We start from the raw sequence: 12582 nt of genomic DNA on the forward strand, positions 1-12582 counted from the left end.
GAGCCTGGACACATGCCACGCAGCCTGAAAAAAGGTCCTTTCGTTGACCAGCACCTCTTTGTGAAGGTGGACAGGGAAAACGAAAAGGGCACCAAGAACGTCATCAAGACCTGGTCCCGCCGCTCGATGATCATCCCCGACATGCTCGGGCACACGATCGCCGTGCATGACGGACGCAAGCACATTCCGGTGTTTGTCACTGAGTCGATGGTCGGGCACAAGCTCGGCGAATTCGCTCCCACGCGGACATTCCGCGGCCATGTCAAGGACGACCGTAAGGGCAAGCGCCGCTAGGCGCCTGCACTTACGTCAAAGACGAGAGAAGGAAAGCAATGGAAGCCAAGGCAATTGCGCGTCACATCCGCGTAACGCCTATGAAGGCCCGGCGCGTCGTCAACCTTGTTCGTGGTAAGCAAGCGAACGAGGCTCTGGCAATTCTGAAGTTTGCCCCCCAGGCAGCTTCTGAGCCGGTATTCAAGGTAGTTCAGTCGGCAATCTCCAACGCCCGGGTCCTCGCGGACCGCGACGGCGTGGCGTTTGACGAAGGTGACCTCATCATCAGCGAAGCGTTTGTTGATGAAGGCCCGACCATGAAGCGGTTCCAGCCGCGTGCTCAGGGTCGTGCATTTCAGATCAAGAAGCGCACCAGCCACATCACCGTGGTAGTCGCTACCCCGGAGAAAGAGGAGGCTCGCTAAGTGGGACAGAAAGTAAACCCGCACGGGTTCCGACTCGGCATCACCACCGATCACGTATCGCACTGGTTCGCTGACAGCACCAAGGCCGGCCAGCGGTACAAGGACTTCGTTCGCGAAGACATCCGCATCCGCCAGCTCATGTCGGTTGGCATGGAGCGCGCCGGTATCGCCAAGGTCGAGATCGAGCGCACCCGTGACCGCGTCCGCGTGGACATCCACACGGCACGTCCGGGCATCGTTATCGGCCGCCGCGGCGCAGAAGCAGACCGCATCCGCGGCGAGCTCGAAAAGCTCACCGGCAAGCAGGTTCAGCTGAACATCCTCGAGGTCAAGAACCCCGAGATGGAAGCACAGCTTGTTGCCCAGGGCGTTGCTGAGCAGCTGACTTCCCGCGTGGCTTTCCGCCGTGCGATGAAGAAGGCCATGCAGTCCGCACAGCGTGCCGGTGCAAAGGGTATCCGTATCGCTTGCTCCGGTCGTCTGGGTGGCGCTGAAATGTCCCGCTCGGAGTTCTACCGCGAAGGCCGTGTGCCCCTGCACACCCTCCGCGCGAACATCGACTACGGCTTCTACGAAGCCAAGACCACCTTCGGCCGCATCGGCGTGAAGGTCTGGATCTACAAGGGTGACGTCACCTCCAAGGAACTGGCTCAGCAGGCAGCTGCTGCTCCGTCCCGTGGCCGTGGCGGCGACCGTCCGGGCCGCCCGGGCGGCGCTGACCGTGGTGACCGCCGCCGTCGTACCGACCGTCCGGCAGCCGAAGCAGCACCTGCTGCTGCAGAGGCTCCGGCAGCCGAGGCCGCTTCTGCCGCACCGGCACAGGCAGCAGAAGGAGGACAGGCTTAAATGCTTATCCCACGTCGAGTCAAGCACCGTAAGCAGCACCACCCGGGTCGTTCCGGCGCTGCTACGGGCGGCACCAAGGTCTCCTTCGGTGAGTGGGGTATCCAGGCCCTGAGCCCGGCTTACGTCACGAACCGTCAGATCGAGTCTGCTCGTATTGCCATGACCCGCCACATCAAGCGTGGCGGCAAGGTCTGGATCAACATTTATCCGGACCGCCCTCTGACGAAGAAGCCTGCCGAAACCCGTATGGGTTCCGGTAAGGGTTCTCCGGAATGGTGGGTCTCGAATGTCAAGCCGGGTCGGGTTCTCTTTGAACTGTCCGGTGTCAGTGATGAGGTAGCTCGCGAGGCCCTGCGCCTGGCGATCCACAAGCTCCCGTTGAAGGCACGCATTGTGCGTCGCGAAGGTGGTGAATAGAAATGGCAGTTGGGTCAAAGGAACTTGCACCTGCACAGCTGGACGGATTCGATAACGAGCGTCTCGTTGAAGAACTCCGTAAGGCTAAGGAGGAGCTGTTCAACCTCCGTTTCCAGTCAGCCACCGGTCAGCTGGAGAACCACGGTCGTCTGCGCGCGGTAAAGAAGGACATCGCCCGCATCTACACCGTTCTCCGTGAGCGTGAACTGGGCATTCGTGCCGAGGTTGCCGCACCGGTTGTGGAAGCCAAGGAAGAAAAGAAGTCCAAGAAGTCCGCAGCCAAGGCTGAGAAGGCTGAAAAGCCGGCCGAGGCTGAGACCGAGGAGGACGCCAAGTGAGTGAAAAGGACGAGAACGTGACGGAAACTGCTACGGCAGCTACGGCTGAGCAGCGCGGTTACCGTAAGACGCGTCGCGGCTACGTGGTTTCGGACAAGATGGAAAAGACCATCGTTGTCCAGGTTGAAGACCGCGTGAAGCACGCCCTGTACGGCAAGGTCATCCGCCGTACCTCGAAGGTCAAGGCTCACGACGAAGAGAACAGCGCCGGCATCGGCGACCTGGTTGTCATCGCCGAGACCCGCCCGCTGTCCGCCACGAAGAACTGGCGGCTCGTGGAGATCCTCGAGAAGGCTAAGTAACACCTGCAGCCTCGCTGGCAACAGCCGCTGTACCGGAAACCCCCGTTCCCTTTGGGAGCGGGGGTTTCCGCGTTGTCCGGCAGGTTCTTCCGGCAAGCCAAAAGCCTGCGGTGCATGACGTCGTCGTGCGGTCAGCGGAGCCTTCACGGCTGTGACAACGGGCTGGGGCTGTGATATGGAGCTGGGTCCGCGATGTGCTAGGATATTGAGTTTGTATGGCGCCTTCTGTGCGCCGTCAGCAAACCTCGTAAACAATCGTGCCACGGCATAGTGCCCCCTTGCGCCTGGATGGGCTTGGGAAGCAAATGTTTTTGGCACGGGCGTTTAGGCCTGGTCTGGCAAAATCCAGGCAGGTCAAGAGACACCCCGATCAACCGTTCCGCAAGGCTCATTCCGTAGGAAGATTTTCGGTCTGAGAACCGGCGCGACGCAAGGAGTAAATAGTGATTCAGCAGGAGTCGCGACTCAAGGTCGCCGACAACACGGGTGCTAAGGAAATCCTTACCATTCGCGTTCTCGGTGGATCTGGCCGTCGCTACGCAGGCATTGGCGACGTCATCGTCGCTACCGTCAAGGACGCAATCCCGGGCGGCAACGTAAAGAAGGGCGATGTCGTCAAGGCTGTCATCGTCCGTACCAAGAAGGAACGCCGCCGTGCGGATGGTTCCTACATCAAGTTTGACGAGAACGCAGCTGTGATCCTGAAGAACGACGGTGACCCCCGCGGCACCCGTATCTTCGGACCGGTTGGTCGTGAACTTCGTGACAAGAAGTTCATGAAGATCGTTTCTCTGGCTCCGGAGGTGCTCTAGTCCATGGCTAAGATCAAAAAGGGTGACCTGGTTCAGGTCATCACTGGCGCCAAGGCTGAGCGCGGCGGCGACCGTGGCAAGCAGGGCAAGGTTCTGCGCGTGTTCACCGACACCAACCGCGTGCTGGTTGAAGGCGTCAACCGCGTAACCAAGCACACCAAGGTCGGTCAGTCGCAGCGCGGCACCAAGACTGGTGGCATCGAGGTTGTTGAAGCCCCGATCCACATTTCCAACGTGGCTCTGGTTGACCCGTCCACCAAGAAGCCCACCCGCGTCGGCTTCCGCACTGAAACCGTTGAGCGCAACGGCAAGCAGCGCGAAGTACGCATCCGCGTGGCCAAGAGCTCAGGGAAGGACATCTAATGACTGAGACTCTCGAGACTCCGGCAACGAAGATCGTTCCTCGTCTGAAGACCAAGTACGCGGATTCCATCAAGAACACGCTTCTTGAGGAATTCAAGTACCAGAACGTTAACCAGGTTCCCCGTCTGGTCAAGGTTGTTGTGAACATGGGTGTTGGAGATGCCGCCAAGGACTCCAAGCTGATCGACGGCGCTGTCCGCGACCTCACCCTGATCACCGGCCAGAAGCCGCAGGTAACCAAGGCCCGTAAGTCGATCGCACAGTTCAAGCTGCGCGAAGGCATGCCCATCGGCGCACACGCAACCCTGCGTGGCGACCGCATGTGGGAATTCGTGGACCGTCTGGTCACGCTGGCTCTGCCGCGTATCCGTGACTTCCGCGGCCTCAGCGGCAAGCAGTTCGATGGCAACGGCAACTACACCTTCGGTCTGACCGAGCAGGTTATGTTCCACGAGATCGACCAGGATTCCATCGACCGCGTTCGCGGTATGGACATCACGGTTGTGACCACCGCCAAGACCGACGACGAAGGCCGCGCGCTGCTCAAGGCGCTTGGTTTCCCGTTCAAAACCGAAGCTTAATTAGCTACGTAAAAGGTCCGGCCTCCCTGGTTCCTCAGGAACAGGGTGGCGGAAACCGTTACGAGGAAGGGCAAGAGCCCAAATGACAATGACAGATCCTGTCGCAGACATGCTTACGCGTCTGCGCAACGCAAACTCGGCATACCACGATTCCGTGTCTATGCCTTACAGCAAGCTCAAGGCACGCGTTGCCGACATCCTGAAGGCTGAAGGTTACATCGCCTCCTGGAAAGAAGAAGACGCTGAAGTCGGCAAGAAGCTGACTCTCGAGCTCAAGTTCGGTCCGAACCGCGAGCGTTCAATCGCCGGTGTTCGTCGTATTTCCAAGCCGGGACTGCGCGTATACGCAAAGTCCACCAACCTGCCGCACGTGCTCGGTGGCCTGGGTGTCGCAATCCTGTCCACCTCTTCCGGCCTCTTGACTGACAAGCAGGCCGGCAAGAAGGGCGTGGGCGGCGAAGTCCTCGCTTACGTCTGGTAACGGGAAAGGAAGAGAATAATGTCACGTATTGGACGTCTCCCCATCACCGTTCCTGCCGGCGTTGAGGTCAAGGTTGACGGCTCTGTCGTCAGCGTCAAGGGTTCCAAAGGCGAGCTGAGCCACACTGTGGCCAGCCCGATCGAGGTCGCCCTGGAAGATGGCACCCTGACTGTCGCCCGCCCGAACGACGAGCGCGCCTCCCGTTCACTCCACGGCCTGACCCGCACCCTGATCGCCAACATGATCCAGGGCGTCACCGCAGGCTACGAGAAGAAGCTTGAAATCGTCGGTACCGGTTACCGCGTTCAGGCCAAGGGATCTGACCTTGAGTTCGCTCTCGGTTACAGCCACCCGGTTAACGTTTCGGCTCCGGCCGGCATCACCTTTGCAGTAGAGGGGCCGACCAAGCTCTCTGTCTCAGGTATCAACAAGCAGCAGGTCGGCGAGGTTGCTGCCAACATTCGCAAGCTGCGTAAGCCGGACCCCTATAAGGGCAAGGGCATTCGCTACGCCGGCGAAGTCATCCGCCGCAAGGTCGGAAAGGCTGGTAAGTAACCATGGCCATCGCAATTAACAAGAAGCGTACGAACAAGAGCAAGTCTGCTTCGCGCAGCCGCCGCCAGCTTCGTATCCGCAAGCGCATCTCCGGAACGGCTGTACGTCCTCGCCTGGTCGTCAACCGCTCCGCACGCCACGTATTCGTCCAGGTTGTCGATGACACCAAGGGCCTGACCGTAGCGAGCGCGTCCACACTGGAAGCCGACCTTCGTGCATTCGACGGTGACAAGACCGCCAAGGCCAAGCGCGTTGGTGAGCTCGTAGCCGAGCGCGCCAAGGCTGCCGGGGTCGAAGCTGTTGTCTTCGACCGTGGTGGTAACAAGTACCACGGCCGGATCGCCGCCGTCGCTGACGGTGCACGTGAAGGTGGGCTGTCACTGTGACGGAAGCAAACAAGGAAAAGGACACTGTGTCTGCAGATCAGAAGGCGCCTGAAGCCGTAGCTGCTGAGGCCACTGAGACCACTGCCCCCGCAGCTGCTGCCGATGACCGCCGTGGTGGCGCTCGTCGTGGCGAGCGTGGCGACCGTGGCCAGGGCCGCGGCGACCGTGGTGGCCGTGGTGGCCGCGATGGCGGCCGTGAAGCCGAGAAGAGCCAGTTCGTAGAGCGCGTTGTCACCATCAACCGCGTTTCCAAGGTCGTCAAGGGTGGTCGTCGCTTTAGCTTCACCGCACTCGTCGTCGTTGGTGACGGCAACGGTATGGTCGGCGTCGGCTACGGTAAGGCAAAGGAAGTTCCTGCCGCAATCGCGAAGGGCGTTGAAGAGGCCAAGAAGTCCTTCTTCCGCGTTCCCCGTATCGGCAGCACCATCCCGCACCGCGTTCAGGGTGAGGCCGCCGCAGGCGTCGTCATGCTGCGTCCGGCTTCCGCCGGTACCGGTGTTATCGCCGGTGGCCCGGTCCGTGCAGTACTGGAGTGCGTGGGCATCCACGACATCCTCTCCAAGTCGCTCGGTTCCTCCAACGCCATCAACATCGTTCACGCGACCGTTGATGCCCTGAAGCGCCTCGAAGAGCCGGCAGCAGTGGCAGCACGCCGCGGCCTCCCGCTCGATGAGATCGCTCCGCCGGCAATGGTGAAGGCTCTCATGAACCAGAAGGCAGGTGTCTGAGTCATGGCTAAAAACCTGATTCCGTCCGACGCTCAGTTGGAGATCACTCAGATCAAGTCCGCCATTGGCGGCAAGCAGAACCAGCGCGACACCCTTCGGTCCCTCGGCCTGAAGCGGATCGGACAGACTGTTGTCCGCACCGCCGACGCCGTGACCGTTGGAATGCTCAACACGGTTCCGCACCTGGTAAAGGTAGAGGAGGCGAAGTAAATGGCAGAGAAGAAAACCACTGAGGCCGCAGCTGCTGACAAGCAGAGCGCGCTGAAGGTTCACCACCTGCGTCCCGCCCCGGGTGCCAAGACCGCCAAGACCCGTGTTGGTCGTGGTGAAGGTTCCAAGGGTAAGACCGCTGGTCGCGGTACCAAGGGTACGAAGGCCCGCTACCAGATCAAGGCTGGCTTTGCCGGCGGCCAGCTGCCGCTGCACATGCGCCTGCCGAAGCTGCGCGGCTTCAAGAACCCGTTCCGGGTTGAGTTCCAGGTTGTAAACCTGGACAAGCTCAACGAGCTGTTCCCGGAAGGTGGCGCTGTCACCGTGGAGAACCTGGTTGCAAAGGGTGCCGTTCGCAAGAACCAGCCCGTGAAGGTGCTTGGCACCGGCGACATCACCGTCAAGGTTGACGTCACCGTCCACGCCTTCTCAGCCAGTGCCGCTGAAAAGATCGCTGCAGCAGGCGGAACCACCACCGCTCTCTAAGGGATTTATCCCTCAGGGCGATGTGGCAGATGCCCGTTGCGCAAACTCCCGGCACGGGGGCCGAGGCCCCCGTGCCGGGAGTTTTTCATATCTGCAGGTCGTTCGGATTGTTCGCATGGCGCAATCAACCGTTAGACTCGGTTGTTGGGTTTATTGACCTGCATCACAAGACTTATTAACTACTGAGGAGGACGCTTGCTTAGCGCATTCGGCCGGGCTTTTCGAACGCCTGATCTGCGACGCAAGTTGTTGTTCACGCTGGGAATCATCACAATCTTCCGCTTGGGAGCCTTCATCCCCTCGCCTGGTGTGAACTACCAGAATGTCCAGCAATGCTTGTCGAACGGGCAGACCCAGGGCGGGATCTACCAGCTCGTCAATCTTTTCAGCGGCGGTGCATTGCTGCAGGTCTCCATCTTCGCTTTGGGAATCATGCCGTACATTACGGCCAGCATCATTGTGCAGCTGCTCCGGGTGGTCATTCCCCGTTTCCAACAGCTGTATGAAGAAGGCGCCTCGGGCCAGTCAAAGCTGACGCAGTACACGCGTTACCTGACCATCGCCCTGGGCCTGCTGAACGCCACCACGCTGGTTTCCCTGGCACGCTCCGGGCAGCTGCTGCCTGGCTGCAACCTGCCCATCATCCCGGACAGCAGCATCATCACCACGATCCTGATCATCATCACGCTGACGGCCGGCACCGGCCTCATCATGTGGATGGGCGAGCTCGTGACCGAGAAGGGCGTGGGCAACGGCATGTCGCTGCTCATCTTCACGGCCATCGCCGCCGGCTTCCCCACGTCGCTGGGCGCTATCTGGACCGCGCAGGGCCCGGGAACGTTCTTCCTCGTCCTCGCCATCGGCCTGCTGACCGTCGCGCTGGTTGTCTTCGTTGAACAGTCCCAGCGTCGCATTCCGGTGCAGTACGCGAAGCGGATGATCGGACGCCGCACAGTGGGCGGCACCAGCACGTACATCCCCATCAAGGTGAACATGGCTGGCGTTATCCCGGTCATCTTCGCCTCGTCCATGCTTTACCTGCCGGCGTTGATCTCCCAGTTCAACCAGCCGAAGGCGGGTGAGCAGATGCAGCCGTGGGTTGAGTGGATCAACAACAACCTGACCCGCGGTGACCACCCCATCTACATGGCGCTCTACTTCGCCATGATCGTTTTCTTTACCTACTTCTACGTCGCGATCACCTTCAACCCTGAAGAGGTCTCGGACAACATGAAGAAATACGGCGGCTTCATTCCGGGTATCCGTGCCGGCAAGCCGACCGCGGATTACCTGCAGTACGTCCTGTCGCGGATCACGCTGCCCGGCGCCTTCTACCTTGGCTTTGTGGCACTGATCCCGCTGGTGGCGCTCGTGCTGATCAACGCGAACCAGAACTTCCCGTTCGGTGGCACCTCGATCCTGATCATGGTGGGCGTTGGCCTGGAGACCGTCAAGCAAATTGACGCGCAACTACAGCAGCGTCACTACGAAGGGCTATTGCGATGACCAGAATGTTGATTATCGGACCTCCGGGCTCCGGCAAGGGTACCCAGGCGGAACGCATCTCGGACCGCCTCGGCGTCGTTGCGATTTCCACCGGCGACATCTTCCGGGCAAACGTCAGGGGCGAGACCCCGCTGGGCGTCGAGGCCAAGAAGTACATGGATGCCGGTGACTTTGTTCCGGACAGCGTGACCAACAAGATGGTCCGCGACCGCCTCAGCGAGGCCGACGTCGAGGACGGCTTCCTGCTGGACGGCTACCCGCGCACCACGGCGCAGGTTGACTACCTCGACGAGATCCTGGCCAACGGTGACCAGAAGCTCGACGTCGTACTCCAGCTCACCGCCGACGACGAGGAACTCGTCCACCGCCTCCTGGGCCGCGCCAAGGAAACCGGGCGCAGCGACGACAACGAGGGCGTTATCCGCCACCGGCTGGATCTGTACCACGAGCAGACCGAACCCGTCGTGGCCAAGTACGCCGAGCGCGGCATCCTGACCCAGGTTGACGGCATCGGCGGCATTGACGAAGTCACCGACCGCGTCATGCAGGCCATCAAAGAGGCTCAGGCAGCCTGATTTGTCCTAACGCTACGAGGCTCCTCCCGGTTCATTGGGAGGGGCCTCCGGCTTTTTTAGCCCCGCAGGGGGCCAGCGCCGCCCGGCAGTCAAGCCGGCGGCCGCACATCGAGAGGAAAGACCGCTGATGGCATTCGGCCAGCCCCGGATTGAATACAAGACGAACGCGCAGATGCGGACCATGCACGAGGCCGGGCTGGTGCTGAGCCGCGCCCTGGACGCGGCTGTTGCCGCCGCCGCGCCGGGAGTCACCACGAAGCAGCTCGACGAGGCGTTCGCGGCCGTGCTCCTCGAAGCCGGCGCCAAGTCCAACTTCCTGGGCTACCACGGCTTCCCGGCCACCATCTGCACCTCCGTCAACGAGGAAGTGGTCCACGGCATCCCGGGGTCCAAGGTGCTGCAGGACGGGGACATCATCTCGATCGACGGCGGCGCGATCGTGGACGGCTGGCACTCCGATTCTGCCCGCACGGTGATCGTGGGAACTGTGGATCCCGAGGACCAGCGGCTCTCCGACGTCACCGAGGCCGCCATGTGGCGGGGGATCGCGGCCCTCGCCACGGGCAAGTTCGTCGGCGACGTCGGCTGCGCTGTGGACGACTACGTGTCCTCGGTGCCCGGCAAGCCGCTCGGCATCCTGGAGGACTACGTGGGGCACGGCATCGGCTCCGAGATGCACATGGCCCCGGACGTGCTGAACTACCGCACCAGCCACCGCGGGCCGAAGATCCGCCCGGGCCTGTGCCTCGCGATCGAGCCCATGCTGGTGCGCGGCAGCATCGAGACGGCAGTGCTGGACGATGACTGGACTGTGGTCACCACGGACGGCAAGCGTTCCTGCCAGTGGGAGCACTCCGTGGCGGTCCACGAGAAGGGCATCTGGGTGCTTTCGGCGCCCGACGGCGGTGCGGCCCGGCTCGCGCCGCTGCGCGTGGTCCCGGTTCCGATCCCCTGACGACCCGCCTTTGGCTTCATGACGCGCAAAATCCCTGCCGACACCGGAATTCCGGTGTCGACAGGGATTTTGCGCATCGCGGGGCATTACCGGCGTCGGCAGGGGGAGCGTCAGGGGGGCAGAATGGTGCCCATGGGAGCGACGGGATCCATCACCGATGTGCCGGGCCTGCGGGTGGGGCACCGGCAGAAGAACGACGGCGGCTGGCTGAGCGGCGTGACCGTGGTCCTGCCGCCGCCGGGGACCGTCGGCTCGGTGGACGTCCGCGGGGGAGGTCCCGGCACCCACGAGACCGACGCGCTGGACCCGACGACGCTCGTTCCCACCGTTGACGCCGTGGTGCTCACCGGCGGCAGCGCCTACGGCCTGGTGACCGCCCACGGCGCCCAGCGCTGGTGCGAGGAGCAGCGCCGAGGCTTCGAAGTCCAGGGCGGCGTGGTGCCTATTGTCCCGGCCGCAGCCATCTTCGACCTCGGCAGAGGAGGCGACTTCAGCGCCCGCCCGGACGCCGAGATGGGTTACGCGGCAGCAGCCGCCGCCGGTGCTGAGAAGGACGGGCACGACGTCGAACGCGGCAACGTGGGAGCCGGCACCGGAGCGGTCATCGGGCGGGGCAAATTCAAAGGCGGAGTGGGCACGGCTTCGGTCACGCTGGAGAACGGCGTGGTGGTCGGGGCACTGGCTGTAGTGAACGCGCTGGGCCTGCCGTTCGCCCCGCCGGCTGAGCCTGCCGAGACCCGGGGCGAAGCTGCCGGGCCCGGTGATTTCGACAAGCCCAATCGGCGGCCGCCGCTCAACACCACGCTCGTGGTTGTCGCGACCAACGCGGCGCTGGACCCGGCCGAGTGTAAGCGCACCGCTTCCGCCGCCCACGCCGGACTGGCCCGGGCGCTGAACCCGAGCCACACGCTGGCGGACGGGGACACGGTGTTCTGCCTCGCCACCGGCGCGGCCGCCCTGGACCGGACGACGCAGGCTGTCCGGCAGGTGAGTCTCATCACCCTGCAGAGTGCGGCAGCCGACGTCGTACGCCTGGCGATCCTGGACGGGATCCGCAGCGCAGCGGCCGTGACCACGGCCGCGGGCACTTTTGATGCCTACGGTTCCTGATGCGTCCGGATTTGATGCGCACGGCGGCGATCTGCGCTAACATGGCTGGATTTAACATTCCGGACCAAATGCCGTAATGTTGCTTGTTGGTTGTCTGCCCTGCCACGCCCATTTGCGGCCGGAGGGCGACGGTCAATCAAATCAAAAAACGTCCGTAGTCATGCCCGGTGCAATCCGGAGGGCTGCGGCAAACAACAGTTAGCGGAGGATATGGCCAAGAAGGACGGGGTCATAGAGATCGAGGGCGTAGTGACTGAGGCGCTGCCCAACGCGATGTTTCGTGTTGAGCTCACCAACAAGCACGTCGTTCTGGCACACATCTCTGGAAAAATGCGTCAGCACTACATCAGGATTCTCCCTGAGGACCGGGTAGTGGTGGAGCTGAGCCCTTACGACCTGACACGTGGTCGTATCGTCTACCGCTACAAGTAACCGTTGGGCGGCCAGAGCAATTGCCGAGGGCCGGACCAACTGCTATCACGCAAAGGAACGCCATGAAGGTCAAGCCGAGCGTCAAGCAGATCTGCGAAAAGTGCAAAGTGATCCGCCGTAATGGCCGGGTCATGGTGATCTGCGAGAACCCGCGCCACAAGCAGCGCCAGGGCTAATTCCCTTTCCGGGAATCCCTGGGTTGCTAACCCACGCAAGTAAATAAAGGCAGCACAAGCTGAACTGGGACGTATGAGCCCGGACAGCTAACCCCCGGTCGGAGGCTGGGGCCGCACTGACAGTGCGGGTGTACTGCCTACGACCTCCGGTTTATTCAAGGAGCACTGCCACTATGGCTCGTCTCGCTGGCGTAGACATTCCCCGCGAAAAGCGGCTGGAAATTGCGCTTACTTACATCTACGGCGTGGGCAAGACCCGTGCACACGAAACCCTGGCTGCCACCGGCATCAGCGCTGACGTCCGGGTCAAGGACCTGACGGATGCGCAGCTGGTAGAGCTGCGTGACTACATTGAAGGCAACTACAAGGTTGAGGGTGACCTTCGCCGCGAAGTGGCAGCAGATATCCGCCGCAAGGTTGAGATCGGCAGCTACGAAGGCCTGCGTCACCGCAAGGGCCTGCCCGTACGCGGACAGCGTACGAAGACCAACGCCCGTACCCGCAAGGGCCCGAAGCGTACCGTCGCCGGCAAGAAGAAGGCCCGTTAAGTCCCCATTTGCCCCCTAAAATCGCTGACGCGATTTCAGGGAACCCGGCAATGGTGGGAACAAGCGATCGCTTTCCC

The 12582-nt window shown here is 62.1% G+C and carries 20 protein-coding genes and 2 pseudogenes; all 22 read left to right on the forward strand.

Translation table 11 applies throughout. The features are described 5' to 3' along the window. Nucleotides 1-12 precede the first annotated feature (12 nt). The 22 genes and pseudogenes from rpsS (at nucleotide 13) to rpsM (ending at nucleotide 12505) form a co-directional block, all read left to right on the forward strand. Nucleotides 13-294 carry a 30S ribosomal protein S19 gene (gene rpsS / locus ABFP37_RS02860; RefSeq protein WP_011692805.1) on the forward strand — a complete coding sequence of 94 codons (282 nt, stop codon included), beginning with the start codon at nucleotides 13-15 and terminating at the stop codon, nucleotides 292-294. Nucleotides 295-332: 38 nt separating this feature from the next. Then, a complete protein-coding gene (gene rplV / locus ABFP37_RS02865; RefSeq protein ID WP_003803798.1) occupies nucleotides 333-698 on the forward strand; it encodes a 50S ribosomal protein L22 in 366 nt (121 codons plus the stop codon). Next, nucleotides 699-1544, forward strand: coding sequence for a 30S ribosomal protein S3 (rpsC, locus tag ABFP37_RS02870; protein WP_078027237.1), 846 nt, complete (start codon nucleotides 699-701; stop codon nucleotides 1542-1544). Next, nucleotides 1545-1961 (forward strand): 50S ribosomal protein L16, encoded by a 417-nt coding sequence (gene rplP, locus ABFP37_RS02875; protein ID WP_078027236.1) that lies wholly within the window; start codon nucleotides 1545-1547, stop codon nucleotides 1959-1961. It abuts the gene before it with no gap. Between the two features lie 2 nt (nucleotides 1962-1963). After that, a pseudogene (gene rpmC, locus ABFP37_RS02880) lies at nucleotides 1964-2176 on the forward strand (50S ribosomal protein L29); the annotation flags it as partial. A 140-nt stretch (nucleotides 2177-2316) separates the two neighbouring features. Beyond that, on the forward strand, nucleotides 2317-2601 hold the full coding sequence (gene rpsQ / locus ABFP37_RS02885; RefSeq protein WP_242633268.1) for a 30S ribosomal protein S17: 285 nt from the start codon (nucleotides 2317-2319) through the stop codon (nucleotides 2599-2601). Between the two features lie 443 nt (nucleotides 2602-3044). Further along, entirely contained in the window at nucleotides 3045-3413 is a 369-nt protein-coding gene (rplN, locus tag ABFP37_RS02890) for a 50S ribosomal protein L14 (RefSeq protein WP_003803789.1), read from the forward strand. Nucleotides 3414-3416: 3 nt separating this feature from the next. Next, nucleotides 3417-3776 carry a 50S ribosomal protein L24 gene (gene rplX / locus ABFP37_RS02895; protein ID WP_078027233.1) on the forward strand — a complete coding sequence of 120 codons (360 nt, stop codon included), beginning with the start codon at nucleotides 3417-3419 and terminating at the stop codon, nucleotides 3774-3776. After that, the gene (rplE, locus tag ABFP37_RS02900) at nucleotides 3776-4357 is read left to right on the forward strand and encodes a 50S ribosomal protein L5 (protein WP_347032674.1); all 582 of its coding nucleotides are present in this window, start codon (nucleotides 3776-3778) and stop codon (nucleotides 4355-4357) included. Before rplX ends, rplE begins: the two co-directional genes overlap by 1 nt. Before the next feature lie 82 nt (nucleotides 4358-4439). Beyond that, on the forward strand, nucleotides 4440-4838 hold the full coding sequence (rpsH, locus tag ABFP37_RS02905) for a 30S ribosomal protein S8 (RefSeq protein WP_056425243.1): 399 nt from the start codon (nucleotides 4440-4442) through the stop codon (nucleotides 4836-4838). 18 nt (nucleotides 4839-4856) lie between these two features. After that, the gene (gene rplF, locus ABFP37_RS02910) at nucleotides 4857-5393 is read left to right on the forward strand and encodes a 50S ribosomal protein L6 (RefSeq protein WP_078027231.1); all 537 of its coding nucleotides are present in this window, start codon (nucleotides 4857-4859) and stop codon (nucleotides 5391-5393) included. Nucleotides 5394-5395: 2 nt separating this feature from the next. Then, nucleotides 5396-5779: a 50S ribosomal protein L18 gene (gene rplR, locus ABFP37_RS02915; protein ID WP_078027230.1), complete on the forward strand. Its 384-nt coding sequence runs from the start codon at nucleotides 5396-5398 to the stop codon at nucleotides 5777-5779. A gap of 221 nt (nucleotides 5780-6000) precedes the next feature. Then, nucleotides 6001-6507: pseudogene (gene rpsE / locus ABFP37_RS02920) on the forward strand (30S ribosomal protein S5); the annotation flags it as partial. A gap of 3 nt (nucleotides 6508-6510) precedes the next feature. Continuing rightward, nucleotides 6511-6717 (forward strand): 50S ribosomal protein L30, encoded by a 207-nt coding sequence (rpmD, locus tag ABFP37_RS02925; RefSeq protein ID WP_078027228.1) that lies wholly within the window; start codon nucleotides 6511-6513, stop codon nucleotides 6715-6717. After that, a complete protein-coding gene (gene rplO / locus ABFP37_RS02930) occupies nucleotides 6718-7203 on the forward strand; it encodes a 50S ribosomal protein L15 (protein ID WP_078027227.1) in 486 nt (161 codons plus the stop codon). Between the two features lie 249 nt (nucleotides 7204-7452). Beyond that, the gene (gene secY, locus ABFP37_RS02935; protein WP_347032783.1) at nucleotides 7453-8709 is read left to right on the forward strand and encodes a preprotein translocase subunit SecY; all 1257 of its coding nucleotides are present in this window, start codon (nucleotides 7453-7455) and stop codon (nucleotides 8707-8709) included. After that, the gene (locus ABFP37_RS02940; RefSeq protein ID WP_078027225.1) at nucleotides 8706-9284 is read left to right on the forward strand and encodes an adenylate kinase; all 579 of its coding nucleotides are present in this window, start codon (nucleotides 8706-8708) and stop codon (nucleotides 9282-9284) included. Before secY ends, ABFP37_RS02940 begins: the two co-directional genes overlap by 4 nt. A 127-nt stretch (nucleotides 9285-9411) precedes the next feature. After that, nucleotides 9412-10239: a type I methionyl aminopeptidase gene (gene map / locus ABFP37_RS02945; protein ID WP_347032678.1), complete on the forward strand. Its 828-nt coding sequence runs from the start codon at nucleotides 9412-9414 to the stop codon at nucleotides 10237-10239. Between the two features lie 132 nt (nucleotides 10240-10371). After that, nucleotides 10372-11349, forward strand: a complete 978-nt coding sequence (locus ABFP37_RS02950; protein ID WP_078027223.1) for a P1 family peptidase — start codon at nucleotides 10372-10374, stop codon at nucleotides 11347-11349. Nucleotides 11350-11559: 210 nt separating this feature from the next. Next, nucleotides 11560-11781: a translation initiation factor IF-1 gene (gene infA / locus ABFP37_RS02955; protein WP_011775571.1), complete on the forward strand. Its 222-nt coding sequence runs from the start codon at nucleotides 11560-11562 to the stop codon at nucleotides 11779-11781. A 62-nt stretch (nucleotides 11782-11843) separates the two neighbouring features. Further along, on the forward strand, nucleotides 11844-11957 hold the full coding sequence (gene rpmJ / locus ABFP37_RS02960) for a 50S ribosomal protein L36 (protein ID WP_009358722.1): 114 nt from the start codon (nucleotides 11844-11846) through the stop codon (nucleotides 11955-11957). A 173-nt stretch (nucleotides 11958-12130) separates the two neighbouring features. Next, nucleotides 12131-12505: a 30S ribosomal protein S13 gene (gene rpsM, locus ABFP37_RS02965; protein ID WP_003803743.1), complete on the forward strand. Its 375-nt coding sequence runs from the start codon at nucleotides 12131-12133 to the stop codon at nucleotides 12503-12505. The last annotated feature ends 77 nt before the right edge of the window (nucleotides 12506-12582 follow it).

It is taken from the genome of Burkholderia sp. RS01 (assembly GCF_039748055.1).
Lineage (GTDB): Bacteria > Actinomycetota > Actinomycetes > Actinomycetales > Micrococcaceae > Arthrobacter.

Excerpts from the sequence above, each read along its gene's own strand:
- rplR (WP_078027230.1), top strand. The coding sequence starts at position 5,396 with ATGGCCATCGCAATTAACAAGAAGCGTACGAACAAGAGCAAGTCTGCT.
- rpsH (WP_056425243.1), top strand. The coding sequence starts at position 4,440 with ATGACAATGACAGATCCTGTCGCAGACATGCTTACGCGTCTGCGCAAC.
- rplV (WP_003803798.1), top strand. The coding sequence starts at position 333 with ATGGAAGCCAAGGCAATTGCGCGTCACATCCGCGTAACGCCTATGAAG.
- rpmD (WP_078027228.1), top strand. The coding sequence starts at position 6,511 with ATGGCTAAAAACCTGATTCCGTCCGACGCTCAGTTGGAGATCACTCAG.
- infA (WP_011775571.1), top strand. The coding sequence starts at position 11,560 with ATGGCCAAGAAGGACGGGGTCATAGAGATCGAGGGCGTAGTGACTGAG.
- rplX (WP_078027233.1), top strand. The coding sequence starts at position 3,417 with ATGGCTAAGATCAAAAAGGGTGACCTGGTTCAGGTCATCACTGGCGCC.
- ABFP37_RS02950 (WP_078027223.1), top strand. The coding sequence starts at position 10,372 with ATGGGAGCGACGGGATCCATCACCGATGTGCCGGGCCTGCGGGTGGGG.
- map (WP_347032678.1), top strand. The coding sequence starts at position 9,412 with ATGGCATTCGGCCAGCCCCGGATTGAATACAAGACGAACGCGCAGATG.
- rplF (WP_078027231.1), top strand. The coding sequence starts at position 4,857 with ATGTCACGTATTGGACGTCTCCCCATCACCGTTCCTGCCGGCGTTGAG.
- rpsS (WP_011692805.1), top strand. The coding sequence starts at position 13 with ATGCCACGCAGCCTGAAAAAAGGTCCTTTCGTTGACCAGCACCTCTTT.
- rplE (WP_347032674.1), top strand. The coding sequence starts at position 3,776 with ATGACTGAGACTCTCGAGACTCCGGCAACGAAGATCGTTCCTCGTCTG.
- rplP (WP_078027236.1), top strand. The coding sequence starts at position 1,545 with ATGCTTATCCCACGTCGAGTCAAGCACCGTAAGCAGCACCACCCGGGT.
- rplO (WP_078027227.1), top strand. The coding sequence starts at position 6,718 with ATGGCAGAGAAGAAAACCACTGAGGCCGCAGCTGCTGACAAGCAGAGC.
- rpmJ (WP_009358722.1), top strand. The coding sequence starts at position 11,844 with ATGAAGGTCAAGCCGAGCGTCAAGCAGATCTGCGAAAAGTGCAAAGTG.
- rpsM (WP_003803743.1), top strand. The coding sequence starts at position 12,131 with ATGGCTCGTCTCGCTGGCGTAGACATTCCCCGCGAAAAGCGGCTGGAA.
- ABFP37_RS02940 (WP_078027225.1), top strand. The coding sequence starts at position 8,706 with ATGACCAGAATGTTGATTATCGGACCTCCGGGCTCCGGCAAGGGTACC.